Source organism: Brevundimonas sp. AJA228-03 (assembly GCF_017795885.1).
In the GTDB taxonomy this organism is placed as follows: Bacteria; Pseudomonadota; Alphaproteobacteria; order Caulobacterales; family Caulobacteraceae; genus Brevundimonas.
In genome coordinates, this window is sequence record NZ_CP059297.1 from 2,392,942 (window position 1) to 2,416,367 (window position 23,426).

Sequence of the window (23,426 nt, forward strand, 5' to 3'; positions counted from 1 at the left end):
GTCAGGCGACCTTGCGGAAAATGATCGAGGCGTTGGTGCCGCCGAACCCGAAGCTGTTGGACATCACCACGTCGATCTCCATGGGCTTGCCCCTGTGTGGCACCAGATCGATGGCGGTTTCGTGTTCCGGGTCGTCCAGATTGATCGTCGGCGGCGCGATCTGGTCGCGGATCGCCAGGACGCTGAACACCGCCTCGATGGCCCCGGCCGCCCCCAGCAGGTGGCCGGTCATCGACTTGGTCGAGGACATGGCCAGGTTCTTGGCATGGTCACCGACCAGCCGCTCGACCGCTCTCAGCTCGATCCAGTCGGCCATGGTCGAGGTGCCGTGAGCGTTGACGTAATCGATGTCCTCGACCGCGATCCCGGCCCGCTTCACCGCCGCCCTCATGGCGCGGTAGGCCCCGTCGCCGTCCTCGGACGGGGCCGTGATGTGGAAGGCGTCGCCGCTCATGCCGTAGCCGATGACCTCGGCATAGATCTTTGCCCCGCGCGCCCTCGCGTGCTCGTATTCCTCCAGCACCAGAACGCCGGCCCCCTCGCCCATGATGAAACCGGCGTGGCCCCGGTCATAGGGGCGCGAGGCCGCCTCGGGCGTGTCATTGTAGGCGGTGCACAGCGCCTTGCAGGCCAGGAATCCGGCGATGCCCAAGGGCACGATGGAGCTTTCGGCCCCGCCCGCCACCATCACATCGGCGTCGTCGAAGGCGATCATCCGGGCGGCATCGCCAATGGCGTGAACGCCGGAGGCACAGGCCGTGACCACCGCGTGATTCGGGCCTTTCAGCTGATGCCGGATCGAGATCTGACCGCTGGCCAGGTTGATCAGGGCGGACGGGATGAAGAAGGGGCTGATCCGGCGGGCCCCTGAATCGGCCAGGATCCGGGCGCTGTCGGCGATGGGGCCGAGGCCGCCGATACCCGCGCCCATCATGACGCCGGTCCGTTCCTTGTCCTCATCGGTCTCGGGGTGCCAGTTCGCGTCGTTCAGCGCCTCGTCGGCCGCCGCGATGCCGAACAGGATGAAGTCGTCGACGCGCTTCCTCTCCTTGGGCGACATGATCGCGTCGGGATCGAAGCTGCCGGGCACGTCGGGCCCGCCGCCGCCCCGCCCGTCCACGCTGGGGACCTCGCCCGCGATGGTGCAGCCGTAGCCTTCCGTATCGAAGGCGGTGATCGGACGGATGCCGGAGCGCCCCTCGACGATGCCCTTCCAGCTGTGCTCGACGCCGGTGCCCAGGGGGGTGACGAGGCCGAGACCGGTGACGACGACGCGACGCATGCTTTCGCGCTCCAGCAGAATCCTGATTCAGAAACAGTAATGGCCGCCGGGCCTCTCCGCTAGGAGGGCCGGGCGGCCATCAACTGCCGTCAGACCGAATGCGCTTAGGCGGCGGTCTTTTCGTCGATGAACTTCACCGCGTCGCCGACGGTCTGGATGTGCTCGGCGGCGTCGTCGGGGATCTCGATGTCGAACTCTTCCTCGAAGGCCATGACCAGTTCGACGTTGTCGAGCGAGTCAGCGCCCAGGTCGTCGATGAAGCTGGCCTTTTCGGTGACCTTGTCCGGATCGGCGTCCAGGTGGTCGATGACGATCTTGCGGACGCGTTCCAGGGTATCGGACATAGGTGTCTCTGCCTTCTAGATGCCGCCCGGGGCGGCGTTGTAATCTTGGTCTGCCGTGTCACGGCGGCCCCGATTGCGCAAGAGGCAACACCTCGCTGACCCAACCGGATAGCGACGCTTTAGCACACCGCTCGCGGGGGGAAATAGGGCGTAACGCATCTTGAGGGGCTATCGCGCGGTCGCGCGACTTGAGGCAGGCCAGGCGGGCTATCGCGCGGTCGCGCGACTTGAGCCGGGTGTTATCGGCGGGGACGGTTGACCCACCACACCAGACCCCCGCCGACGATCGCCATCGGAGCCCCGTAGATCGCCCAGATGATCTGGCCGGTCATGAAGCTGCCCGGCAGGATGTTGAGCCCCTGAAGCACCCAGATGATGCCGAGCAGCAGCAGCGGGCCCGCGAGAATGGTGGCGAGGTAGCGGAGGACGATCATCGGGGTGTTCCTTCGGCAATCAGATCATCGCCATGCCGCCGTTCACATGCAGCGTCTGGCCCGTGACGTAAGCCGCTTCGTCGGACGAAAGATAGACGGCCGCCGCCGCGATCTCGTCGCCGGTGCCCAGGCGCCCGGCCGGAATGTTCCGGAGGATGCCCTCGCGCTGCTGCTCGTTCAGCACATCGGTCATGGGCGAGGTGATGAAGCCCGGGGCGATGCAGTTCACGGTGATGCCGCGCGACCCGACTTCCTGGGCCAGGGACTTGGAAAAACCGATCATGCCGGCCTTGGAGGCGGCATAGTTGGTCTGGCCGGCATTGCCGGTGACGCCGACCACCGAGGTGATGCCGATGATCCGCCCCGAGCGGCGTTTCATCATGCCCTTCATTGCCGCGCGCGACAGACGGAAATAGCTTTCCAGATTGACGGTCAGGACCGACTGGAAGTCCTCGTCCTTCATCCGCAGCAGCAGGCCGTCCCTGGTGATCCCGGCATTGGCGACGAGGATATCCAGCCCCGCCCCCGCGACCTCCTCGGCCACGCCGACCAGGGCATCGACCGAGGCCGGATCGGACAGGTTGGCGGTGGCGAAATGCGCGCGCTCGCCCAGTTCCGCCTTCATGTCGGCCAGCACGGCCTCGCGCGTGCCGGACAGGACGACGGTCGCGCCCTGGGCATGCAGGGCACGGGCGACGGCCCCGCCGATGCCGCCCGTGGCCCCGGTGACGAGGGCGGTCTTGCCGGTCAGATTGAACATGGTCTGTCTCCGTAGTGACGAGTGTTTAGTGGCGAGTGGCGAGAAGGGCGGCGAGTGAACTCGTCATTCGTCACCCGCCACTCGTCACTGCCTGGGCGAAAGCCTCGATGTCTTCCGGACTGTTCAGCGCCAGACTGTCCGCGTCCGGGGCGATCCGCCTGGCCATGCCGGTCAGCACCTTGCCCGAGCCGATCTCGACGAAGCGGGTCACGCCGCCGTCCGTCGCCATCCATTCCATGCTCTCACGCCAGCGCACGCGGCCGGTGACCTGTTCGATCAGCAGGCGACGGATCGTGTCGGCGTCGGTCTCCGGTCGGGCCGTGACATTGGCCACGACGGGCACGGACGGCGCGATCAGTCGGGCGGAGGCCAGGGCCGCGGCCATCTCGTCGGCGGCCGCCTGCATCAGCGGGCAGTGGAAGGGGGCCGAGACGTTCAGCGGAATCGCCCGCGCCCCCAGTTCTTTGGCCTTCTCGATGGCGCGATCCACGGCAGCCTTGTCGCCCGAGATGACGACATTGCCGTTGTTATTGTCGTTGGCGACGACGCAGGTGCCGATTTCGGCCCCGGCCGCTGCGGCTTCCTCGGCGAGGGCCAGGTCCGTCTTCGGCCCGATCAGCGACGCCATCGCCCCCTGCCCGACCGGCACGGCCCGCTGCATGGCCTGGCCGCGCAGCTTCAGCAGGCGCGCGGTGTCGGCGATCGAAAGGGCCCCTGCCGCCGCCAGGGCCGAATACTCGCCCAGCGAATGGCCCGCCACGAAGGCCGCGAGAGCCACGGACACGTCGAACTCCCTGTCCAGCACCCGCATGACCGCCAGCGACACCGCCATCAGGGCCGGCTGGGCATTTTCGGTCAGGGTCAGCTGATCCTCGGGCCCGTTCCGCATCAGTCCCGACAGATCCTGACCCAGCGCCTGATCGACCTCGGCGAAAACCTCGCGCGCCGAGGCGAAGGCGTCGGCCAGCGCCGCGCCCATGCCGACGGCCTGACTGCCTTGTCCGGGGAACAGGAGGGCGAGGGTCATAAGGAGGGTCCGTGGTTGCCTGAGGAGCGCGGAGGGGTAAGCCGGTTGCCGCCTCCGGGCAACCCGGCCGACTTGACGAAGGGCGGTCGAGAGACGACGTTTCAGGCATGGCCCAGGTCGCGATCCAGCTGTCCGATGAAGACCTCGAACGCCTCAAGGCGCGCGCTGAGGCCAATGAGATCACGCCGGAACAAGCGGCGGCGGATTTCGTCCGGGATTCGCTCCACGCCCGCGATCCGTGGCTCGGCTTCGCCACTGAGGGTGAGTATCTCGCCTGGATCCAGGAAGGCATTGATTCAGCCGACAACGAACCGTTGCTCGATGCAGATATCGTCTTCGCCGAAATGCGGGCGCGCTTGACCGACCTCCTGGCCAAACAATCCCGGTGAACATTGAGTTCGCCCAGCGTGCCCTTGAGGACATGCGGGCGCAGACAGACTTCATTGCGGGCGACAAGCCCGGCGCGGCGCTCATGGTCGCGAGCCGGATTGAATCCAGCATTCGAAATCTCGCAGAGTTTCCGAACCTGGGCCGCGCCGGCAGTCGGGCGGGCACACACGAGCTTCAGGTGGCGAAGACGCCCTTCATCGTTGTGTACCGGATCGCCAAACGCAAAGTGGTCATCCTTCGCATCCGTCACGCGGCCCAGAACTGGCGCTGACCCTTTCAGTCCTTGCCCCCTGCCTCCTTTTCCCCTATACGCGCTCGCTTTCCAGGGCTTCGGTCCTGATGCGGAACACCAAAGGGTTCGGGAAGTCATCCCGGCCGCCGCTTCAGGATCCATCGTGGTTCGGACTTCACCCGGTCCGGTCGCGCCGACGCCCTACAAGGGAGACGACACTATGGCTCTTTACGAGCACACGGTCATGTCGCGCCAGGATATCAGCGCGCAGCAGGCCGAAGCCCTCAACGACACCATCAAGGACCTGATCGTGGCCGGCGGCGGAACGGTCGCCAAGATCGAATACTGGGGCCTGCGAAACCTGACCTATCGGGTCAAGAAGAACCGCAAGGCGCACTATTCCCTGCTGGCCATCGACTGCCCCCCGCCCGCCATGGCCGAAGTCGAGCGTCAGCTCGGCATCAACGAGGACGTGCTGCGCTGGCTGACCGTCCGCGTCGAGGAACTCGACCTGGAACTGTCGCCGCTGCTGGCCCGCCGTGAGCGCGAGCGTGAACGCGATCGCGAACGCACGCCGCGTGAAGACGCCGACATGGCCGCGTAAGGAGGATTTGAACCCATGACCGATACCACCTCCACCCCCGGCATGCCCGTCGGCGCCGGCTCCGGCCGCCGTCCGTTCAATCGTCGCCGCAAGGTCTGCCCGTTCACGGGCGAAGGCGCGCCGAAGATCGACTACAAGGACGTCAAGCTGCTGCAGCGCTACATTTCCGAACGCGGCAAGATCGTGCCCTCGCGCATCACCGCCGTGTCCCAGATCAAGCAACGCGAACTGGCCAAGGCCATCAAGCGCGCCCGCTATCTGGCCCTCCTGCCCTATGTGGTGAAATAAGATGAAGGTCGTTCTGCTCGAACGCGTCGAGAACCTCGGCGCCATCGGCGACGTCGTCACCGTCAAGGATGGCTTCGCTCGCAACTTCCTGCTGCCGCGGGACAAGGCCCTTCGCGCCACCTCCAAGAACCTGGAGAAGTTCGAACTCGACCGCGTCGCCATCGAGGCCCGCAACGAGAAGAACAAGGGCGAGGCCCAAAAGATCGCCGACAAGATCGACGGTCAGTCCTACGTCATGATCCGCCAGGCGGGCGAGACCGGCCAGCTGTACGGCTCGGTCTCGGGCCGCGACGTCGCCGAGGCCGTCCAGGCCGAAGGCGGCAAGGTCGAACGCTCGCAGGTCGTCCTGAACACGGCGATCAAGACCCTGGGTGTTCACGACGTGCTGGTTCGCCTGCACGCCGAGGTCACCGCCACGGTCAAGATCAACATCGCCCGTTCGGCCGACGAAGCCGAGCGTCAGGCCAAGGGCGAGGACGTCATCAAGTCGGCCTACGACGAAGACCGCAATGCCGCCGCCGAACAGGCCCGCGACATGGTCGAGGGCGGTGCCGGCCAGCAGGACGGTCTCGGCTCCGAAGCCTGATCGCCGACCCTATTTCCGCTCATCGGGCGGAATAGAAAACCTGAAGGGCGCGCCGCAAAGGCGCGCCCTTCTTCGTTTCTGCACTGCGTCCGTTCCATGTCAAAAATGCAACGGCGCGCCGACGAAGACACTTCCCGTCCTTGACCTCGGCTCAAGGTGGACCCAGCTTGCAGGGGAACGGACCCCGAGCCCCGTCGGCGCAAAAATCTTGCGTCCAGCGGTGAGCTGGCGGCCCGTCCGCACCAGCCGGTGCTGAACAGTTTCGCTTAGCTACACGGCGGTCGCCGCCGTTCCTCCCCTCGGTCGTCAGGTCCAGAACATGCTCAGAATAACCAGCCGCTCCCTCCTGCTCGGGTTCGCATCCGCCGCAACCCTGCTCGCCTGCCCGCTCGTCGCTTCGGCGCAGTCGGCGCCGCCGCAGGATGACGCCAGCCAGGTCGACGAAATCGTCGTCACCGGCACCCGTACGGCCGGCCGCAGCCGCCTTGACACGATCGCGCCGGTCGATGTGATCAACGGCGAGACCCTGACCCGACAGGGAACCGGCACGGAGCTGGCCACGGCCCTCGCCGCCAGCGCGCCGTCCATCAACTTTCCGCGCCCGGCGATCTCGGATGGCTCCGATCACGTCCGCCCGGCGACGCTGCGCGGGCTGGCCCCGGACCAGACCCTGGTCCTCATCAACGGTCAGCGCGGCCACGTCAGCGCCCTGGTCAACGTCAATGGCAGCCTCGGACGCGGCTCGACTGCCTTCGATCTGAACACCATCCCTTCGGTCGCTCTCGGCTCCGTCGAAGTGCTGCGAGACGGCGCGTCGGCCCAGTATGGTTCGGATGCCATCGCCGGGGTGCTGAACCTGCGCCTGCGCGAGGCGAACTCAGGCGGCGGCATCACCTATAATTACGGCCGCTACGACACGACGGTCACCACCGCTCGTGGCACCCGCGATGTGCAGGACGGCGCGCAATCGTCGCTGGCAGGCTGGATCGGTCTGCCGCTGGGCGAGGACGGGTTCGTGACCGTCGCCGGCGAAATTCAGGACCGCAACAACACCAACCGATCCGACTTCGCCGCTCCTTCGGCCATCAACGGTGGGGCCTCCAACCAGGTCATCGGCCGCTTCGGCGATCCGGACGTCCAGAGCAAGTCCCTGTGGTTCAATGCCGGCAAGCCGCTGAGCAATGACTGGTCCGCCTATGCCTTCGGCGGCATCCAGCAGAAGGAAAGCTCGTCCGCCGCCACGGCCCGTGCCTTCAACGAGACGCGCAACGACACCTCCATCTATCCAAACGGCTTCCTGCCACTGATCCAGACCGAGATCGTCGACAAGAACATCTACGGCGGCTTCAAGGGCGCTGCGTTCGGTATCGACTGGGATCTTTCGGCCGGATACGGCAGCAATGCGCTGGACTACCGTGTTGTCAACTCGCTGAACCGCACCTATGGCACGACGTCCCAGCGCCAGTTCGATGCGGGCGGCCTGTCCTATGACCAGCTCACGGTCGGCATCGACGGCGTGAAGCCGCTGGATATCGGTCTGTACGAACCCCTGAACTTTGCCTTCGGCGTCGAATACCGGGCCGAGAACTTCGAGGTCACGGCCGGCGAACCGGCGTCCTACAATCAGGGCCCGCAGATCGTCATCCCGGGCACGACCACAGCCAACCCGCTCGGTTCACAAGGCTTCCCCGGCCTGTCGAACAAAAACGCCATTAAGGTCGACCGCAGCAACTACAGCGCCTTCGTCGATTTCGAGGGCAAGCTGACGGAGGCCCTCTCCTTCGGTCTGGCGGCCCGTTATGAGGACTATTCCGACTTCGGCGATACCCTGACCGGCAAGGCCTCGGCCCGCTACGACTTCAATCCCGGCTTCGCTATCCGCGGAGCGGTGTCGTCGGGCTTCCACGCCCCGGCCCTGCAGCAGCAGTATTTCAGCTATACGGCGACCAACCTGTCGGCCAGCGTGGTCGGCGGCGTGCCCGTCGTGACCCTGGCAGAGAACAGTACCTTCCGCGTCGATGATCCGGTGTCCCGCATCCTGGGCTCCAAGCCTCTGGAGGCCGAAACCTCGGTCAACTATTCGCTAGGCCTGGTCTTCCGTCTGGGTGCCGTCGATCTGACGGTCGATGCCTATCAGATCGACGTGAACGACCGGATCGCCTATTCGGAAACCCTGGGCGGCACGGGCGGCGCGCGTCCCGGCCAGACTGTGGCCCAGCGTGACGCGATCCGCGCCTTCCTGACCGCCAATCTGCCTGGCACCAGCGTCAGCGGCGTGCGCTTCTTCGTCAACGGCGTGGACACCACGACCAAGGGCATCGACATTGTTGGCCGCTATCGCCTGCCGACCGACTATGGTCGCTTCGATTTCACGGTCGCAGGCAACTACAACGACACCAAGGTCAACTCCACCCCGCCGTCGACCAGCGCCCTGGCGTCCTCGCCCTTCTTCCTGTTCGACCGGGCCAACATCCTCGCGTTCGAGGACGGCACGCCCGAGAAAAAGGTCGTGTCCAGCCTCGACTGGTCCCTGGGTGGATGGTCCGCGACCGCCAAGGCAACTTATTACGACAGTGTTCTGGTCGCCAATAACAGCCCGAGTCTGGATTACGAGACCGGTTCGAACACCCTGATCGATCTGGAAGCGCGCTATCAGCTGCCTATCGGTGTCGGCCTGGCCGTGGGCGTGACCAACCTGACCGACGAGTATCCGCAGTTCACTCCGGCCGCGATCAACGGGGTGACGGGTTCGGTGGGCTTCCCGCAGTACTCGCCCTATGGCTTCAACGGTCGCTTCATCTATGGCCGCGTGAGCTACTCCTTCTAGACCTGACGACAGGACCGGAACGGACACGGCGCGGAGAGCGATCTCCGCGCCGTTTTCATGTTCGCGCCTTGGTTTCGCCGCCGTGTGACGCTGCAAAGCCTGGTCAGACGTCGAGGGGCCCAATGAGAACCATCATCATCGTCATCGCGACAGCGTCCATTCTCGCCATTGCCCACCGTGCCGCCGCCCAGACGCGGACCCTGGACACGTTCGTGACCGAGGCAAACAGGGTGCCGTTGAATCCGACATCGGCCTTGCGCTCGGACGCGCGTCGTCTGATGCGGGAAGCGAATACCGCCTTCACCAACGTCGGCGAAGAAGTGCGCACTGCGCGGGCGGCCGGACGGACACCGCCCGCCTGCCCGGGTGAGCGCATTTCGGTCAATGCGCGCCAGTTGCTGAGCTTTTTGAACGCAATCCCGGTCGAGCGTCGGCGTCACATGTCGCCGACGGACGGCATCCGCGCCTGGATGGCGGATCGCTATCCCTGTCCGGCCGGCTGAGCCGCGCCCCGAACTGATCCGTCTAGGGATTTTCCAGCGGTCCACAGACGGGCCGAATCGATCCCCGGCCAAGGCCACGTCCAAGGCTGTCGCAGGCTCATGTGAGGGGTAAGCGTTAACCCGATGAACGCCTTTACCCCCTTCGCCGATTCCGTGGCCATCCCGTCCCTGCCGCACAACCTGGAGGCCGAGCAGGCGCTTCTGGGTGCGCTGATGTTCGACAACGCCATCTTCGAGAGGCTGTCGGACCGTCTGCGCGGATCGCATTTCTATGAGCCCTTCCATCAGCGGCTCTACGACGCCATCGAGGACCACATCCGCCAGGGCATGCTGGCCGAGCCGACCATACTGATGGAGCGGTTCAAGCAGGACCCGGCCTTCGCCGAGTTCGGCGGCCTGCGCTATCTCGCCGACCTGATGGACCGCGCCCCGCCGGGGGCGAACGCGCCCGACTATGCCCGCGTGGTCTACGACCTGGCCCTGCGTCGCGATCTGATCCGCATCGGCGGGGAGATCATCAAGGAGGCTCCGGATCCGGACACGCCCGCGATCGAGCAGATCGAACAGGCCGAGCTGACCCTGTATTCCCTGGCCGAGACGGGTGCGCCCTCGTCCGGCTTCGTCAGTTTCTCGACAGCGCTGGCCGGTGCCGTGCAGATGGCGGGCGAGGCCTATCAGCGCGACGGTAAGCTGGCCGGTCTGGCCACCCATCTGGACGATCTGGACCAGAAGCTGGGCGGCCTCTATCCGTCCGACCTGTTGATCCTTGCGGGCCGTCCGTCGATGGGCAAGACCGCCCTGGCGACCAACATCGCCTTCAACATCGCGCGCAACTATCGCTGGGAGCCGACGCCGGACGGCCGCAAGACGGTCTCGGGCGGCGTGGTGGCCTTCTTCTCGCTGGAAATGAGCGCCGAACAGCTGGCCATGCGGATCCTGGCCGATGCGTCCGGCGTCTCTTCCGACCGCCTGCGCAAGGGCGAGATCGACGCCTCGGACTTCGGCAAGGTGCGCGACGCGGCCATCGAGATCGGCGAGAGCCCCCTCTACATCGACGCCACGGGCGGCCTGGCCATCTCCAAGCTGGCGGCACGCGCCCGTCGCCTGAAGCGGATGGAACAGGGGCTGGACCTGATCATCGTCGACTATCTGCAGCTCATCACCGTGGGCGAAGGCAACGGCCAGAAGAACCGGGTCCAGGAGGTGTCGGAGATCACCGGCGGCCTGAAGGCCCTGGCCAAGGAGCTGAACGTGCCTATCGTGGCCCTGTCGCAGCTGTCGCGTCAGGTGGAAAACCGCGAGGACAAGCGGCCCCAGCTGTCCGACCTGCGCGAATCCGGCTCGATCGAGCAGGACGCCGACTGCGTGATGTTCGTCTATCGCGAAAGCTACTACCTCGGCCGAACCGAGCCGCGCGAAGGCACCGAAGAGCATCTGAAATGGCAGGAGGACATGGACATCCTGCAGCACCAGGCCGAGGTCGTCATCGGCAAGCAGCGTCACGGCCCGATCGGCATCGTGAAGCTCAGCTTCGACGCGGATACCACGCGGTTCGGCAACCTTGCCCGCGATGGACGCTACTCAAACTTCAGGGACATTCCGGAGTAGTGCCGCGACCCCTGCCGCTCCCCGTCGATGCGCCGCTTCGACGACCCTCCCCCATGGATGAGGGATGGGCCTCAATCGTCCCGATGAACCCGCTCGCGACGTTCGTGGCGCTCCTGGGCTTCGACCGACAGGGTCGCGGTGGGACGGGCTTCCAGACGTCCAAGGCTGATGGGTTCACCGGTGTCTTCGCAGTATCCGTAGGACCCGTCCTCGATCCGGCGGAGCGCATCCTCGATCTTGGCGATCAGCTTGCGCTGGCGGTCGCGCGTCCGCAGTTCCAGGGCGCGGTCGGAAGCCGACGAAGCGCGGTCCAGCAGATCGGGATGGTTCTCGGTCTCGGCCTTCAGATTGACGACCGTCCCTTTGGATTCACGCAGGATGTCGTCCCGCCAGGCCAGCAGCTTATGCTTGAAATAGCCGAGTTGCCGTTCGTTCATGAACGGCTCGTCGTCCGAAGGCCGGTAACCGGCTGGTTCGTCCGACGGAACAGAGGCCAATGCGGTCATCGCACTCACACTCGAAGCAGCGCCCCCCATGGCGCAAGACGGCCTATAGGCAGGGTTCGTGACTCGCGGCAACCATCATCGCGCGTCCGTGATCGCGGCCATGCCCGCTTGTCACCGACCGCGTGACATTTCTTCATCACCCGGCCCGATGATCGGGGGATTTGACCGGTATTTCCGGAGTTTATGTTGCAGTGCGGCGAACTTCGGCCTTGGCCAGTTCGACGGCGGCGCGCAGGTCGATCTGCTGCAGCAGGCCCGTCAGCGTCTCATCCGGATCGTCGGGCCGCTCCTCGCGCAGACCCCGCGCCATGCGCTCCAGCGCGCCCTCACCCGCCTCGCCCGACAGCAGGGCCAGCTTCAGCTCGTCCAGCCGGTCCAGCAGTCCGGCTCCGCGCCGGACGGCGCGGCGTCGCCGCTCGGTCGCGGTCTCCACACCCTGCAAGGCCATCAGGGCAGAGACATCGCTGACGCCTGACGCCGACGACACCGCCTGCGATGACGCCGTCGCAGGGGTCGCCGCGCCCTGGGGCACGGAGAAGCCGCCGCTCGCGCGCACGGGCCGCTGACTGGCGGCGGGACCGGTACCCGAGGGGCCAGTGACCTTCATGACAGGGTGCTCCGTAGCATGGCTCACCATCGCCAGACGTCCGTCACCGATTGGTTAACGACGCGGCAGGATTTGCCGGGACAACGCGGAGTCGATGAGCAACAACATTGATTCTGTGTGATTTTCTTCCGGCACGACTTTCGCATCCAACAAAATGAATACGCCCGCCGAAAGACCGCCCGATGCAGAATTTGCTGACCGCCCTCCTCGCTCCGCTCGCCCTGGCGTTCGCCATGGCCGGACCGGCGTCGGCGCAGTCGCGAATCAAGGATATCGCCTCCATCGAGGGCGTGCGCAGCAACCAGCTGGTCGGATATGGTCTGGTGGTCGGTCTGGCCGGCACCGGCGACAGCCTTCGCAACTGCCCCTTCACCCGCCAGTCGCTGGAAGGCATGACCGAGCGGCTGGGCGTCAACATCCGGGGATCGAACGCCAACTCCAAGAACCTGGCCGCCATCATGGTGACCGCCGACCTGCCGCCCTTCGCCACGCCGGGCGCACGGGTCGATGTGTCGGTCTCCAGCCTGTGCGATGCCAAGAGCCTGTTGGGGGGCACTCTTCTGGTCACCAGCCTCCAGGGTGCGGACGGCAATGTCTATGCGGTGGCCCAGGGCTCGGTCCAGACCGGCTCCGTGTCCGGTTCGGGCTCCTCCGGCTCGTCGGTGACGCGCGGCGTGCCGACCGCCGGCCGCATCGCATCGGGCGCGACAGTCGAGCGCGAGACGGGCTTCAACCTGGACAGCCTTCAGGAAGTCCGCCTGACCCTTCGCAACCCCGACTTCACCACAGCCCAGCGCATCGCCGCCGCCATCAACGCGACCTATCCCACGACGGCCCTGGCCGAGAACGGTTCGGTCGTCACCCTGCGGGCCCCCGCACAACTGGGCATGGCGGCCTTCATCAGCCGGGTCGAGAACATGCCGGTGGCCGTCGATACCCCCGCCCGGGTCATTATCGACGAGGTCAACGGCGTCATCGTCATGGGCGAGAACGTCCGCATCTCCACCGTCGCGATCGCACAAGGGAACCTGACCATCTCGGTTCAGGAAAGCCCGCAGGTCAGCCAGCCCGCCCCCTTCAGCCAGGGCCAGACCGCGGTCGTCCCGCAATCCGACGTCACAGTCGAGGAGGAACTGGGCCGCGAGATCCGGCTGGTGAACGGGGCGACGTCCCTGTCCACCCTGGTCAGCGGCCTGAATGCCCTGGGGGTCTCGCCGCGCGACATGATTTCCATTCTCCAGGCCATCAAGGCGGCGGGCGCGCTGCAGGCCGAGATCGAGGTGCTGTGATGAGCGACCTGTCCGTTTCTGCCGACCTGCTGGCACCCGCCCCCACAGCGCCCGGCGCGGCCTCCGCCCGCATGCGCGAAACCGCAGAGAATTTCGAGGCGTCCTTCCTGGCCCAGATGCTGAAGCCCATGTTCGAGGGCCTGTCGACCGACGGTCCCTTCGGGGGGGGCGAGGCCGAGGGCACCTGGCGCAGTTTCATGATCGACGCCATGGCCAGGCAGACGGTCAAGGCCGGCGGGATCGGCCTGGCCGACACGATTGTCGCGGAGATGGTCCGCATGCAGGCCCAGCAGACCCAGGCTCCGGCGGGAGCCGCAGAGTGACCTACGATCCCGTCACCGCCACCGCCCATCTGCGCCGCCTGACCGATCTGACCGACCGGTTGACGGCCAGGCTGGAGGCCGAAACCGATGCCTTCGCCTCGCGCCGCCCCCAGGACGTGACCGCAAGCCTGGCCGAGACCCAGGAACTGGCCAACCTGTATCGCCGGGAGTCAGCCCAGTTGAAGTCGAACCCCGACCTGCTGTCTGCGGCCCCCGTCAGCGAACGCATGGGCCTGATCAAGGCGACCGAGACGTTCGAGGCCGTCCTGGCCATTCATGCCCGGACCGTCGAGGCCGCGCGTACCATCTCCGAAGGTCTTGTCCGCACCATCGCCCAGGAAGTCGCCGGCGCGCGCGCCATGGGCACCGGCTATGGCGCGTCCGGCCGCGCAGCCACCGGTGACGGGCGCGCCGTCACGCTGAACCGCACGGCCTGACGGAACGAGAAAGTGTTCAACCCGCGTTAACGATGAGTTTGAGGCTAAGTTTAAGGGCTCTATGAGAGGCTGAGTTCATGCCAGTCAGCATGCGCCTTTTGGGATTTGCCTTCGCCGCCTCCGACCTGCTGGTCGAGCTGGCACCCGGAGGTATGATCGTATTTGCCATGGGCTCCGGTCCGTCACGGGAAATACCGGCCGAGAAACTGGTCGGTTTGTCCATCTTCGAAGGTGTCGGCAAGGCCAGCGCAAAGGCGATCGAGACGGTGCTCGCCAAACTCAGGCCCGGCACCCGATCGCCGGCTGTCGAACTGCTGTTTTCCGCCGGTGACAGCCACGTTCGCCGTGCCAGCGCCCGCCTGTTCCTCCTGCCCGACCTGGCCCCCAACATCTCGGCAGCCGTCACCTGGGATGGACCGGCCTATCTGCCGCAGGAGGCCCAGTCGCGTCCGGCGCTTACACCGGCCGCATTCCTGGACAGGGCCCGCGATATCCTGACCGCGCCGGGCGTGTCCCGCGACCTGGCCGTCTCCTTTGTCGACATTCAGGGTCTGCAGGCCGCCGGAGCGCTCGGCGAGGCGGGTGAACGCCTGAATACCCGCGTCCAGGGCGCGCTCCAGGCCGCATCCGTCGATGGCAACAGCGCAGGCCAGCTGGGTCCCGAGCAGTTCGCCATGGTGCGTGATCGCGCGAATAGCGTCGACCTCGCGGACGAGGTTCGCGAAATCGGCCGTAGCGAGGGTCAAGATCTGGATGTCCGATCGATCGATGTCGGCATCGATGCCAGCGGCGATTCCCTGAACGCGCTTCGAGCCCTGCGCTTCGCGGTCGAAGGCTGTCTGAAGGACGGCGGGCTGGACCGGCCGGAACTGACCTTTACCGCCGCCCTGGAGCGCACGCTCAAGAGCGCGAACGCCTTCAGGACCATGGTGCGTGATGGCGGCTTCGAGCTGCATTACCAGCCTATCGTCGATCTCAAGACGGGAGCCGTTCACCATTTCGAGGCCCTGTCACGGTTCCGGAGCCCCGATGCCACGGCCGACACCATCCATATGGCCGAGGAACTGGCCCTGATCGACAGCTTCGACGTCGCCGTCGCTGAAAAGGCGCTGAGCCGCCTGCGTCAACCCGGTGCCGGCCTGCTGAAAATCGCCGTCAATGTCTCGGGAGCCTCTCTGGCGGATGACCGCTATGTGCAGTCCATCCTGCGCATGACGGCGGTCCGCCCCGAGGAGCGTCGTCGCCTGATCGTCGAGGTGACCGAGTCAACCGCCATGGCCGATGTCGAAGCCGCGAACCGCCGCCTTGGTGCGCTCCGCGCCGCCGGGATCAAGGTCTGCATCGACGATTTCGGCTCGGGGTCTGCCTCATACGACTACCTGCGCCGCCTGTCGGTCGACACGGTCAAGATCGACGGCAAGTTCGTCGAAGGCGTGGAAACCGATCCGCGCGCGCGGACGATGCTCGGACATCTCGTCGAGCTCTGCGGCTCGCTCAAGGTCCAGACCATTGCCGAGATGGTCGAGACGCAAGCTGCCGCTGACATCCTGCGCGATCTCAGGGTTGACTACGGCCAGGGCTGGCTGTTCGGAAAGGCCGAGATCGAACCTCGCACCCGCCTTCAGTCCGTCGAACCGGCGCGGCAAATCGGAGCCGTCTGGGGCTGACGGCTGCCGCAGTCCATGCCGGACTGACCGCCGTCATCACGCTCAACGCGGGCGATTTTCTCCGTGTGACCACGGAATGGCCCTCGGGCCTGATCGCTTGAGCATGATCCGCTGCATGGGTCCGCCAAAGGCGTGAATCACGCTTTCGATCAGGCTCCAGTCTCAATGTTCCCACATTGTTCTTGCTGAATCAGTGGGATCAATGCCCATATAGCGATGTTGCACCGGACACCTGTCCGGCCTTCCCGCGTTCCCGGAACAGATGACCGAAAAGCACAACTTCATCCGCGTGCGCGGCGCGCGCGAGCACAATCTCAAGGGTGTGGATGTGGACATCCCGCGTGAGAAGCTGGTCGTGATGACCGGCCTGTCGGGTTCAGGAAAGTCCTCGCTCGCCTTCGACACCATCTATGCCGAAGGCCAGCGGCGCTATGTCGAAAGCCTGTCGGCCTACGCCCGCCAGTTCCTGGAGCTGATGGGCAAGCCGGACGTGGACCTGATCGAGGGCCTGTCGCCGGCCATCTCCATCGAGCAGAAGACCACGTCGAAGAACCCGCGCTCGACCGTCGGCACGGTGACGGAGATCAACGACTATATGCGCCTGCTCTGGGCGCGGGTGGGTGTGCCCTATTCGCCGGCGACCGGCCTGCCGATCGAGAGCCAGACCATCTCCATGATGGTCGACAGACTCGCCGCCCTGCCCGAGGGCGAAAGGCTGCTGCTGCTGGCGCCCATCGTGCGCGGCCGCAAGGGCGAATACCGCAAGGAGATCGCCGAGTGGCAACGCTCGGGCTTTCAGCGGCTGAAGATCGACGGCGAGTTCTACGCCATCGAGGATGCGCCGACGCTGGACAAGAAGGTCAAGCACGACATCGACATCGTCGTGGACCGGATCGTCACCAAGGCGGGTCTGGAGGCGCGGTATGCCGACAGCCTCCAGACTGCGCTGAACCTGGCCGACGGCATCGCCGTGGCCGAGTGGGCGTCTGCACCGGAGGGCGAGGAGCCGCGTCGGCTGCTGTTTTCCGAGAAATTCGCCTGCCCGGTGTCCGGCTTCACCATCAGCGAGATCGAGCCCCGGCTGTTCAGCTTCAACAATCCGTTCGGGGCCTGTCCGGTGTGCGACGGCCTGGGGCTGAAGCTGACCTTCGATGCGGATCTTGTGATCCCCGACCGGGACAAGACGCTGCACAAGGGAGCCGTGGCCCCCTGGTCGCGCGGACCATCGCCCCTCTACACCCAGACGCTGCAGGCCCTGTCCCGCCACTATGGCTTCTCGATGGACGTGCCCTGGAGAGACCTGCCGGATCAGGCCCGAAAAGCCATCCTGCACGGCACCGGCAGCGAAAAGATCAAGTTCGTCTATGACGACAACGCCCGCAAATACGAGGTTTCCAAGCCGTTCGAGGGGGTCATCCCCAACCTCGACCGCCGCTGGCGCGAGACCGACAGTGCGTGGGTCCGCGAGGAACTGGGCCGCTTCCAGTCCGAGACGCCCTGCGAGGCGTGCGGCGGCAAACGGCTGAAGCCCGAGGCCCTTGCGGTCAAGATCGACGGCGAGGACATCGCCGAGATCAGCTGGCTGTCGATCTCGAAAGCCTGGCTGTGGTTCACCACCCTGTCGGAGCGGCTGACGGACAAGCAGCTGGAAATCGGTCGCCGCATCCTGAAGGAAATCACGGACCGGCTGCGGTTCCTGAACAATGTCGGCCTCGACTATCTCAGCCTGTCGCGCTCTTCGGGCACCCTGTCGGGCGGTGAGAGCCAACGAATCCGGCTGGCGTCGCAGATCGGCTCGGGCCTGACCGGCGTGCTTTATGTGCTGGACGAACCGTCGATCGGCCTGCACCAGCGCGACAACACCCGCCTGCTGGAAAGCCTGCGCGGCCTGCGCGACCTCGGCAACTCGGTCCTGGTGGTCGAGCATGACGAGGAGGCGATCCTGACCGCCGACTATGTGATTGACATGGGTCCGGCCGCCGGCGTCCACGGCGGCGAAATCTGCGCCGAGGGCACGCCGGAACAGGTGATGGCGAACCCCAAGTCCCTGACCGGCAAATACCTGACCGGCGAGCGCGAGATCGAACTGCCGCCCGAAGGCCGGCGCCCGATCAACCGCAAGAAGACGCTGAAGATCAGCGGTGCCACCGGCAACAATCTGAAGAACGTCACCGGTGAAATCCCCGTCGGCCTGTTCACCTGCGTGACCGGGGTGTCGGGCGGCGGCAAGTCGACCTTCACGATCGAGACCCTGTACAAGGCCGCCGCACGCCGCCTGCACAATGCCTCGGACGCCCCCGCTGCGTTCGACCGGATCGAGGGGCTGGAGCATTTCGACAAGGTCATCGACATCGACCAGTCGCCGATCGGGCGCACGCCGCGCTCGAACCCGGCCACCTACACCGGGGCCTTCGGGCCGATCCGCGACTGGTACGCCGGCCTGCCGGAATCCAGGGCGCGCGGCTATGGACCCGGGCGGTTCAGCTTCAACGTCAAGGGCGGTCGCTGCGAGGCCTGTCAGGGCGACGGCCTGATCAAGATCGAGATGCATTTCCTGCCCGACGTCTACGTCACCTGCGACGTCTGCAAGGGCAAGCGCTACAACCGCGAGACACTGGAAATCGTCTTCAAGGGCAAGAGCATATCCGATGTTCTGGACATGACGGTCGAGGAAGCCGGGCAGTTCTTCAAGGCCGTGCCGCCCATCCGGGACAAGATGCTGACCCTGACCCGCGTGGGTCTGGACTACGTCAAGGTCGGCCAGTCGGCGACCACCCTGTCGGGCGGCGAGGCACAGCGGGTCAAGTTGTCGAAGGAGCTATCAAAGCGGGCGACCGGCAAGACCCTCTACATCCTCGACGAGCCCACGACCGGCCTGCATTTCGAGGATACGCGCAAGCTGCTGGACGTGCTCCAGGAACTGGTCGAGGCGGGCAACACCATCGTGGTGATCGAGCACAATCTGGATGTCATCAAGGTGGCCGACTATCTGCTCGACTTCGGTCCGGAGGGTGGCGACGGCGGCGGCGAGATCGTCGCGGTCGGCACGCCGGAACAGGTCGCGGCCAATGCCGCCAGCTGGACCGGGCGCTATCTCAAGGAGGTGCTGGACCGGCATGAGACCCGCCGCAAGGCGCGGGTCGCGGCGTTGGCCGGTGAGACCGTCAAGCCGAAGCGGGCGACGGCGCGGGCCTGAGGCAGTGTCAGACAGGGGCGTGTGAGGCCGTAGCCAGCCCGCCCTGACGCGCAAAGTTGCAGCGCATCACCAGCACGACCGCGCTGATCAGCAGCACGGCGGTCACGACGACACGGCCTTCAGGTCGATGATCGACGGCGTGACCTTCACGACCTCGCCCGAGATCAGGCCATCGCCCCGCCCCGGCATGACCAGGTCAAGTCCTGGACAGGTTGACGGTGGTCAGCCCTCCTGTGGCAGGCCTTTCAGCCCCAGATACGCGGCCGAGAACGGCGCATACAGCACGGCCTGCTGCAGCGCGGACACCACGGCGTTCACGACCACGTACACCGCGATGGCCGGTCCGGCGGCGCGAAGGATATCCAGGGTCGACGCCCCGTCCAGCGCAGCCAGCTGTTCCAGGCCGCCCGTTGTCATCGTCAGCGGCAGGGCCACCACCGTCATCAGCATGCCGACCAGAAAGGTCATGATGAAGGCAATGACCGCCATGCCCAGCAGGCTCAGCGCGTGTCCTTTGGTGAGGGCAAAGGAGTCGAACAGGGAGATCCGACGCTCCGCGATGGTGACCGGTACAGCCAGGCTTAGACGAACCATCATCCAGACGACGGCCGCCACGGCACCAAGGCCCAGTACGATCCCCACAAGCCATCCCAGTCCCGCATTGGCGGCCGCGGCCAGACCTGCGCAGACGCCGACCAGGGTGAAGGCCACCATCGTTCCGACGCCGAAGACGATGAACATCACGACCGTCACCGCCAGCACCCGCAGCTCGTCGGCCCCCAGCCGCAGATAGCCGAACGCCTTGTCCTTCTGCCTGACGACGGCCCGGGCCACGGCGGCATTCAGGATGGCTCCCAGCAGGAGCCCCGCAGGCGCGGCCAGGGCGAACAGGCCCAAAAGGGTCGGGCTGAGGCTCTCCAACTCGACGGGTGTGGGATCGGTGCCCTGCAGGGTCTCGGTCGCCGCCATAAAGCTGGCCAGGTCGGACCCGAACACACCGAAAAAGGCGGCGAGGAACACCAGATGCAGCGCTGCCCAGAAAACGACGGCCAGCGGGTGCCTGCGCACCACCCGAAAGCCCTCGAACGCCGCGTCTGTGGCCGAAAACGTCATCGAATCCCTCCCTGGGCGGGTCTGTGTCAGGCCTGTTCTAGACCATCCCCGGACGCGGCATCAGCCACGATAGGGAGCGGAGGCTGCGGCACCCCATCCAGCAACTGTCGCGCCGCGACAACCGATGGCGCGGCGTTCAGCGTCAGGATCAATCCATACAGGCCCGCGAAGGGGATCAGGGCGACGGCACCCGCCGGCAACAAGGCACGCAACAGGGGTTCCAGATCGGCCACGGTCCGGACGTCGGCGGGCCAGGTCAGGCCCTGACCGAAGTAGGCTCCGACGAGGATGGCCGCGACGAGGACGTAGAGGAGCAGTCCCAGAGGTATCGAGATCAGCCACTTCAGCAGGTTCAGCCCCAGCAGCTTCCACACCTGTCCCCTTGTCAACGCCCAGCCCTCCGTAAAGGCGAAGGTTTTCAGGATCAGGGTGGCGGGCGCGATCAGGGACAGCCGCAGCCACAGCCAGGTCGCCAGTACGGCCATGCCCAGGCCCAACACCAGCCCGACGACGATGGCGGCCGTTTGGTCGACGACCCAGATCGCTAACCCCAGGGCGACGCCGATCATCACCAGCACAATCAGGCCGATGTACCAGATCAGGAACCAGCCGACGTAGACGACGGCCACGCGGACCTCGTCCATGCCGATCCGGAGGAAGGCCAGTCCGTCCCCCTTGCCGGGGCTCAAGGCCGCGCGACCCGCCGCAGTCCAGGCCAGCAGCATGGCGAGGGACATCAGGGGCGTCATGGCGTTGATCCCGACGGGCGATATCCGGGACTGGCGCATGTATTCGGCCAGCGTTTGGTCGGCCTGCCCCTCGCCGAGCGGCAGGCTGGCGAACAGGGGGATGGACATGGCATAGACTCCGACCATCGCCGCCGTCACGATCGCGCCCCAGAGGAACATCGACACAGGCCGTCGTCGCGCCAGCAGGAACGGCGCGCCCAGAGCCTGCCCGATCGAGAAAGTCGGTTTCATGCCTTGCCCTCCTCCGGGCTCCAGTATTCGAGTCGGCGATAGGCGGCCCCCAGAAACCCGAGCGTCAAGGGGAGTTGCAAGGCGCACAGCACAACGACCCGGATGATTTCGGCCAACGGACCTGTCATCATCCCGGCCCCCGTCAGGATCGCGACCGCGACGCTCGGGGCTGCCGTCACGATCAAACCGCCCAGGATCTGCCAGAAGCTGCCATAGGCAATGCCCATGCTGTTCAGCGACACCATCTGCCTGCGACCCAGGGTGGCCGGCACAAACAGGGACAGCCGCACGGCCAGTAGCAGGGGGATCAGCAAGGCCCCCACGCCGACCCCGATCAGAACGGCCAGTTTCCACGCCGGGCCCACGGCCCCCCAGTCGCGGGCCTGGATGGCTGCCACGTCCAGCTCCGCCACCCCGGCGATGGCCAGAACGACCAGACCCAGCATGGCGACGATCATGCCCAGAAAGATCAGGCACAGCAGGGCGGCGCCGACCAGGCGCGGCTCGGGCCAGCCGAACTGGAAGCCCAGCGGCCCCAGACCGAGCGCCCGCGCCGCATGGGCGTCGGCGCTGATCGACAACCGCGCCAGGGCCCCGACCGCCATCAGCGTCAACACGGCTGCCGCGCCGAGCGTCAAGGGCGCGATCCCGGCGTCGAGGGCCACGAACAGCGGACCCACCCATGCGATGACGGCCGCGACCAGCACGCCGCTGGCCCACAGCCAGAGACGCGGCATCGCCCTGGCCGTCGCAAGCAGCGCGTCGCGCAGGTTCAGCCGCCGACCCTGGACATCCTTGTGGCTCATCAAGCCCCCTCGCTGAGCAGCCCGTCACCATAGACCGCGACGATGACGTCCGACAGACACCTGCTGACGAACTGGCCGGGCGTGACTAAGAAGCCGCATGACCATGCCCTCCCCCACGCTGAAGCCCATCCATGTCATCGGCGGCGGCCTCGCCGGCTCGGAGGCGGCCTGGCAGATCGCCCAGGCGGGCGTGCCGGTCGTGATCCACGAGATGCGCGGCGTACCGGGGGTCAGGACCGATGCCCACCACACGGATGGACTGGCCGAGCTGGTCTGTTCCAACTCGTTCCGTTCCGACGACTGGGAATACAATGCGGTGGGCCTGCTGCACGCCGAGATGCGGGCGCTGGGTTCGATCATCATGGCCAGCGGCGACGTCAACCAGGTGCCCGCGGGCGGGGCCCTGGCCGTGGACCGCGAGGCCTTCTCCCGCACGGTGACGGAACGGCTGCACGCCCATCCGCTGGTCACCGTGGTCCGCGAGGAGATCGCCGGCCTGCCATCCGGGGACTGGGACAGCGTCATCGTCGCCACCGGCCCCCTGACCTCCCCGGCCCTGGCCGACGCCATCCTGTCGCTGACGGGCGAGGAGAGCCTGTCGTTCTTCGACGCCATCGCCCCCATCGTCCATGCCGAGACCATCGATTTCGACATCGCCTGGCGACAGTCGCGCTATGACAAGGAAGGCCCGGGCGGCGACGCCGCCGCCTATGTCAACTGCCCGATGGACAAGGCCCAGTACGAGGCCTTCATCGACGCCCTGCTGGATGGGCCCAAGGCCGAGTTCAAGGACTGGGAGAAGGTTCCCTATTTCGACGGCTGCCTGCCCATCGAGGTGATGGCGGAACGGGGCCGCGAGACCCTGCGTCACGGCCCGATGAAGCCGGTCGGACTGACCAATCCGCGCGACCCGCTGGTCAAGGCCCATGCCATCGTCCAGCTGCGGCAGGACAATGCGCTGGGGACCCTGTTCAACATGGTCGGCTTCCAGACCAAGCTGAAGCACGGGGCCCAGGCCGAGGTGTTCCGCATGATCCCCGGCCTGCAGAACGCCCAGTTCGCCCGGCTGGGTGGGTTGCACCGCAACACCTATCTGAACAGCCCGCAGCTGCTGGACCGGCAGTTGCGCCTGAAAACCATGCCGCGCCTGCGCTTCGCCGGGCAGGTCACGGGGGTGGAAGGCTATGTCGAGAGCGCGGCGACGGGTCTGCTGGCCGGACGGCTGGCGGCGGCGGAGCGGCTGGGCAGGCCGCTGGATGCCCCCGCCGCCCACACCGCCATCGGGGCCCTGGTCGAACACATCACCGGCGGGCACCTGACCGGATCGAAGTTCCAGCCGATGAACATCAACTATGGCCTCCTGCCGCCCCTGGACGCGCCAAAGGTCGATGAGGCGGGCGTCAAGATCCCGCTGAAGGAGCGCGGCCGGGCGAAGAAGCGGCTGATGAGCATCCGGGCGCTGGATGAGTTGAGTGCCTGGCGAGACAGGGCGGCCTGAGGGTCGCTGACGGACGGGCCCGGCTGTCCTCACGGTTCAGCTGACCGAACCCAAGACTTACAGTCGGCATGCGGACGCTGCCAACGTCCGCTATGGGTGGTGGGAGCGGACCTAAGCTG

Annotated in this window: 24 protein-coding genes; 14 read left to right on the plus strand and 10 right to left on the minus strand. The window is 66.2% G+C overall.

Going from position 1 to position 23,426, the window contains the following annotated elements:
• Position 1: 1 nt before the first annotated feature.
• The 5 genes from fabF to fabD all read right to left on the minus strand — a co-directional run bounded on the left by fabF (position 2) and on the right by fabD (position 3,847).
• On the minus strand, positions 2-1,282 hold the full coding sequence (gene fabF, locus HZ989_RS12010; protein WP_209321053.1) for a beta-ketoacyl-ACP synthase II: 1,281 nt from the start codon (positions 1,280-1,282) through the stop codon (positions 2-4).
• Positions 1,283-1,386: 104 nt separating this feature from the next.
• Entirely contained in the window at positions 1,387-1,626 is a 240-nt protein-coding gene (locus tag HZ989_RS12015) for an acyl carrier protein (RefSeq protein ID WP_013270001.1), read from the minus strand.
• 239 nt (positions 1,627-1,865) lie between these two features.
• Positions 1,866-2,060, minus strand: a complete 195-nt coding sequence (locus tag HZ989_RS12020) for a hypothetical protein (RefSeq protein ID WP_209321054.1) — start codon at positions 2,058-2,060, stop codon at positions 1,866-1,868.
• A 19-nt stretch (positions 2,061-2,079) separates the two neighbouring features.
• Complete coding sequence (gene fabG / locus HZ989_RS12025; RefSeq protein WP_209321055.1) at positions 2,080-2,820, minus strand: 3-oxoacyl-[acyl-carrier-protein] reductase; 741 nt, start codon at positions 2,818-2,820, stop codon at positions 2,080-2,082.
• Between the two features lie 70 nt (positions 2,821-2,890).
• On the minus strand, positions 2,891-3,847 hold the full coding sequence (gene fabD / locus HZ989_RS12030) for an ACP S-malonyltransferase (protein ID WP_209321056.1): 957 nt from the start codon (positions 3,845-3,847) through the stop codon (positions 2,891-2,893).
• A gap of 107 nt (positions 3,848-3,954) precedes the next feature.
• On the opposite strand from fabD, the gene HZ989_RS12035 reads away from it, so the two are divergent.
• The 8 genes from HZ989_RS12035 to HZ989_RS12070 all read left to right on the plus strand — a co-directional run bounded on the left by HZ989_RS12035 (position 3,955) and on the right by HZ989_RS12070 (position 10,885).
• The gene (locus tag HZ989_RS12035; RefSeq protein ID WP_209321057.1) at positions 3,955-4,236 is read left to right on the plus strand and encodes a hypothetical protein; all 282 of its coding nucleotides are present in this window, start codon (positions 3,955-3,957) and stop codon (positions 4,234-4,236) included.
• Entirely contained in the window at positions 4,233-4,508 is a 276-nt protein-coding gene (locus HZ989_RS12040; RefSeq protein WP_209321058.1) for a type II toxin-antitoxin system RelE/ParE family toxin, read from the plus strand. Before HZ989_RS12035 ends, HZ989_RS12040 begins: the two co-directional genes overlap by 4 nt.
• A 181-nt stretch (positions 4,509-4,689) precedes the next feature.
• Entirely contained in the window at positions 4,690-5,073 is a 384-nt protein-coding gene (gene rpsF, locus HZ989_RS12045) for a 30S ribosomal protein S6 (protein WP_209321059.1), read from the plus strand.
• Positions 5,074-5,088: 15 nt separating this feature from the next.
• Positions 5,089-5,361 carry a 30S ribosomal protein S18 gene (gene rpsR / locus HZ989_RS12050; protein WP_209321060.1) on the plus strand — a complete coding sequence of 91 codons (273 nt, stop codon included), beginning with the start codon at positions 5,089-5,091 and terminating at the stop codon, positions 5,359-5,361.
• Position 5,362: 1 nt separating this feature from the next.
• On the plus strand, positions 5,363-5,947 hold the full coding sequence (gene rplI / locus HZ989_RS12055; protein ID WP_209321061.1) for a 50S ribosomal protein L9: 585 nt from the start codon (positions 5,363-5,365) through the stop codon (positions 5,945-5,947).
• Positions 5,948-6,266: 319 nt separating this feature from the next.
• Positions 6,267-8,774, plus strand: coding sequence for a TonB-dependent siderophore receptor (locus HZ989_RS12060; RefSeq protein ID WP_209321062.1), 2,508 nt, complete (start codon positions 6,267-6,269; stop codon positions 8,772-8,774).
• A gap of 122 nt (positions 8,775-8,896) precedes the next feature.
• A complete protein-coding gene (locus HZ989_RS12065; RefSeq protein ID WP_209321063.1) occupies positions 8,897-9,277 on the plus strand; it encodes a hypothetical protein in 381 nt (126 codons plus the stop codon).
• Positions 9,278-9,400: 123 nt separating this feature from the next.
• The gene (locus HZ989_RS12070; protein WP_209321064.1) at positions 9,401-10,885 is read left to right on the plus strand and encodes a replicative DNA helicase; all 1,485 of its coding nucleotides are present in this window, start codon (positions 9,401-9,403) and stop codon (positions 10,883-10,885) included.
• Between the two features lie 71 nt (positions 10,886-10,956).
• Here the strand turns inward: HZ989_RS12070 and dksA are convergent, their stop codons facing one another.
• Together dksA and HZ989_RS12080 are read right to left on the minus strand one after the other, a co-directional pair.
• Positions 10,957-11,391, minus strand: coding sequence for an RNA polymerase-binding protein DksA (gene dksA, locus HZ989_RS12075; protein ID WP_209321065.1), 435 nt, complete (start codon positions 11,389-11,391; stop codon positions 10,957-10,959).
• 181 nt (positions 11,392-11,572) lie between these two features.
• Positions 11,573-11,998 (minus strand): flagellar assembly protein FliX, encoded by a 426-nt coding sequence (locus tag HZ989_RS12080; protein WP_209321066.1) that lies wholly within the window; start codon positions 11,996-11,998, stop codon positions 11,573-11,575.
• 182 nt (positions 11,999-12,180) lie between these two features.
• On the opposite strand from HZ989_RS12080, the gene HZ989_RS12085 reads away from it, so the two are divergent.
• The 5 genes from HZ989_RS12085 (at position 12,181) to uvrA (ending at position 18,910) form a co-directional block, all read left to right on the plus strand.
• Positions 12,181-13,287 (plus strand): flagellar basal body P-ring protein FlgI, encoded by a 1,107-nt coding sequence (locus HZ989_RS12085; protein ID WP_209321067.1) that lies wholly within the window; start codon positions 12,181-12,183, stop codon positions 13,285-13,287.
• Positions 13,287-13,610: a rod-binding protein gene (locus HZ989_RS12090; RefSeq protein ID WP_209321068.1), complete on the plus strand. Its 324-nt coding sequence runs from the start codon at positions 13,287-13,289 to the stop codon at positions 13,608-13,610. Before HZ989_RS12085 ends, HZ989_RS12090 begins: the two co-directional genes overlap by 1 nt.
• Complete coding sequence (locus HZ989_RS12095) at positions 13,607-14,047, plus strand: flagellar basal-body protein FlbY (RefSeq protein ID WP_209321069.1); 441 nt, start codon at positions 13,607-13,609, stop codon at positions 14,045-14,047. Before HZ989_RS12090 ends, HZ989_RS12095 begins: the two co-directional genes overlap by 4 nt.
• 77 nt (positions 14,048-14,124) lie before the next feature.
• Complete coding sequence (locus HZ989_RS12100) at positions 14,125-15,714, plus strand: EAL domain-containing protein (RefSeq protein WP_209321070.1); 1,590 nt, start codon at positions 14,125-14,127, stop codon at positions 15,712-15,714.
• A gap of 262 nt (positions 15,715-15,976) precedes the next feature.
• Entirely contained in the window at positions 15,977-18,910 is a 2,934-nt protein-coding gene (uvrA, locus tag HZ989_RS12105) for an excinuclease ABC subunit UvrA (protein WP_209321071.1), read from the plus strand.
• Between the two features lie 222 nt (positions 18,911-19,132).
• On the opposite strand, the gene HZ989_RS12110 is transcribed toward uvrA, so the two are convergent.
• From HZ989_RS12110 to HZ989_RS12120, 3 genes are read right to left on the minus strand one after another with little or no spacing between them, the layout of a single operon-like run.
• Positions 19,133-20,023 (minus strand): hypothetical protein, encoded by an 891-nt coding sequence (locus HZ989_RS12110; RefSeq protein ID WP_209321072.1) that lies wholly within the window; start codon positions 20,021-20,023, stop codon positions 19,133-19,135.
• Positions 20,024-20,049: 26 nt separating this feature from the next.
• Positions 20,050-21,003, minus strand: a complete 954-nt coding sequence (locus HZ989_RS12115; RefSeq protein WP_209321073.1) for a hypothetical protein — start codon at positions 21,001-21,003, stop codon at positions 20,050-20,052.
• Complete coding sequence (locus HZ989_RS12120) at positions 21,000-21,809, minus strand: hypothetical protein (RefSeq protein ID WP_209321074.1); 810 nt, start codon at positions 21,807-21,809, stop codon at positions 21,000-21,002. Before HZ989_RS12120 ends, HZ989_RS12115 begins: the two co-directional genes overlap by 4 nt.
• Positions 21,810-21,912: 103 nt before the next feature.
• Here HZ989_RS12120 and trmFO point away from each other — a divergent pair, with 103 nt between their 5' ends.
• Positions 21,913-23,307 carry a methylenetetrahydrofolate--tRNA-(uracil(54)-C(5))-methyltransferase (FADH(2)-oxidizing) TrmFO gene (gene trmFO / locus HZ989_RS12125; RefSeq protein ID WP_371813008.1) on the plus strand — a complete coding sequence of 465 codons (1,395 nt, stop codon included), beginning with the start codon at positions 21,913-21,915 and terminating at the stop codon, positions 23,305-23,307.
• Positions 23,308-23,426: the final 119 nt, after the last annotated feature.

Excerpts from the sequence above, each read along its gene's own strand:
- HZ989_RS12065 (WP_209321063.1), top strand. The coding sequence starts at position 8,897 with ATGAGAACCATCATCATCGTCATCGCGACAGCGTCCATTCTCGCCATT.
- HZ989_RS12015 (WP_013270001.1), bottom strand. The coding sequence starts at position 1,626 with ATGTCCGATACCCTGGAACGCGTCCGCAAGATCGTCATCGACCACCTG.
- HZ989_RS12020 (WP_209321054.1), bottom strand. The coding sequence starts at position 2,060 with ATGATCGTCCTCCGCTACCTCGCCACCATTCTCGCGGGCCCGCTGCTG.
- dksA (WP_209321065.1), bottom strand. The coding sequence starts at position 11,391 with ATGACCGCATTGGCCTCTGTTCCGTCGGACGAACCAGCCGGTTACCGG.
- HZ989_RS12085 (WP_209321067.1), top strand. The coding sequence starts at position 12,181 with ATGCAGAATTTGCTGACCGCCCTCCTCGCTCCGCTCGCCCTGGCGTTC.
- HZ989_RS12100 (WP_209321070.1), top strand. The coding sequence starts at position 14,125 with ATGCCAGTCAGCATGCGCCTTTTGGGATTTGCCTTCGCCGCCTCCGAC.
- rplI (WP_209321061.1), top strand. The coding sequence starts at position 5,363 with ATGAAGGTCGTTCTGCTCGAACGCGTCGAGAACCTCGGCGCCATCGGC.
- HZ989_RS12080 (WP_209321066.1), bottom strand. The coding sequence starts at position 11,998 with ATGAAGGTCACTGGCCCCTCGGGTACCGGTCCCGCCGCCAGTCAGCGG.
- HZ989_RS12110 (WP_209321072.1), bottom strand. The coding sequence starts at position 20,023 with ATGACGTTTTCGGCCACAGACGCGGCGTTCGAGGGCTTTCGGGTGGTG.
- HZ989_RS12120 (WP_209321074.1), bottom strand. The coding sequence starts at position 21,809 with ATGAGCCACAAGGATGTCCAGGGTCGGCGGCTGAACCTGCGCGACGCG.
- HZ989_RS12035 (WP_209321057.1), top strand. The coding sequence starts at position 3,955 with ATGGCCCAGGTCGCGATCCAGCTGTCCGATGAAGACCTCGAACGCCTC.
- HZ989_RS12115 (WP_209321073.1), bottom strand. The coding sequence starts at position 21,003 with ATGAAACCGACTTTCTCGATCGGGCAGGCTCTGGGCGCGCCGTTCCTG.
- HZ989_RS12060 (WP_209321062.1), top strand. The coding sequence starts at position 6,267 with ATGCTCAGAATAACCAGCCGCTCCCTCCTGCTCGGGTTCGCATCCGCC.
- HZ989_RS12090 (WP_209321068.1), top strand. The coding sequence starts at position 13,287 with ATGAGCGACCTGTCCGTTTCTGCCGACCTGCTGGCACCCGCCCCCACA.
- fabD (WP_209321056.1), bottom strand. The coding sequence starts at position 3,847 with ATGACCCTCGCCCTCCTGTTCCCCGGACAAGGCAGTCAGGCCGTCGGC.
- rpsR (WP_209321060.1), top strand. The coding sequence starts at position 5,089 with ATGACCGATACCACCTCCACCCCCGGCATGCCCGTCGGCGCCGGCTCC.
- fabF (WP_209321053.1), bottom strand. The coding sequence starts at position 1,282 with ATGCGTCGCGTCGTCGTCACCGGTCTCGGCCTCGTCACCCCCCTGGGC.
- HZ989_RS12070 (WP_209321064.1), top strand. The coding sequence starts at position 9,401 with ATGAACGCCTTTACCCCCTTCGCCGATTCCGTGGCCATCCCGTCCCTG.
- fabG (WP_209321055.1), bottom strand. The coding sequence starts at position 2,820 with ATGTTCAATCTGACCGGCAAGACCGCCCTCGTCACCGGGGCCACGGGC.
- trmFO (WP_371813008.1), top strand. The coding sequence starts at position 21,913 with ATGCCCTCCCCCACGCTGAAGCCCATCCATGTCATCGGCGGCGGCCTC.
- rpsF (WP_209321059.1), top strand. The coding sequence starts at position 4,690 with ATGGCTCTTTACGAGCACACGGTCATGTCGCGCCAGGATATCAGCGCG.
- uvrA (WP_209321071.1), top strand. The coding sequence starts at position 15,977 with ATGACCGAAAAGCACAACTTCATCCGCGTGCGCGGCGCGCGCGAGCAC.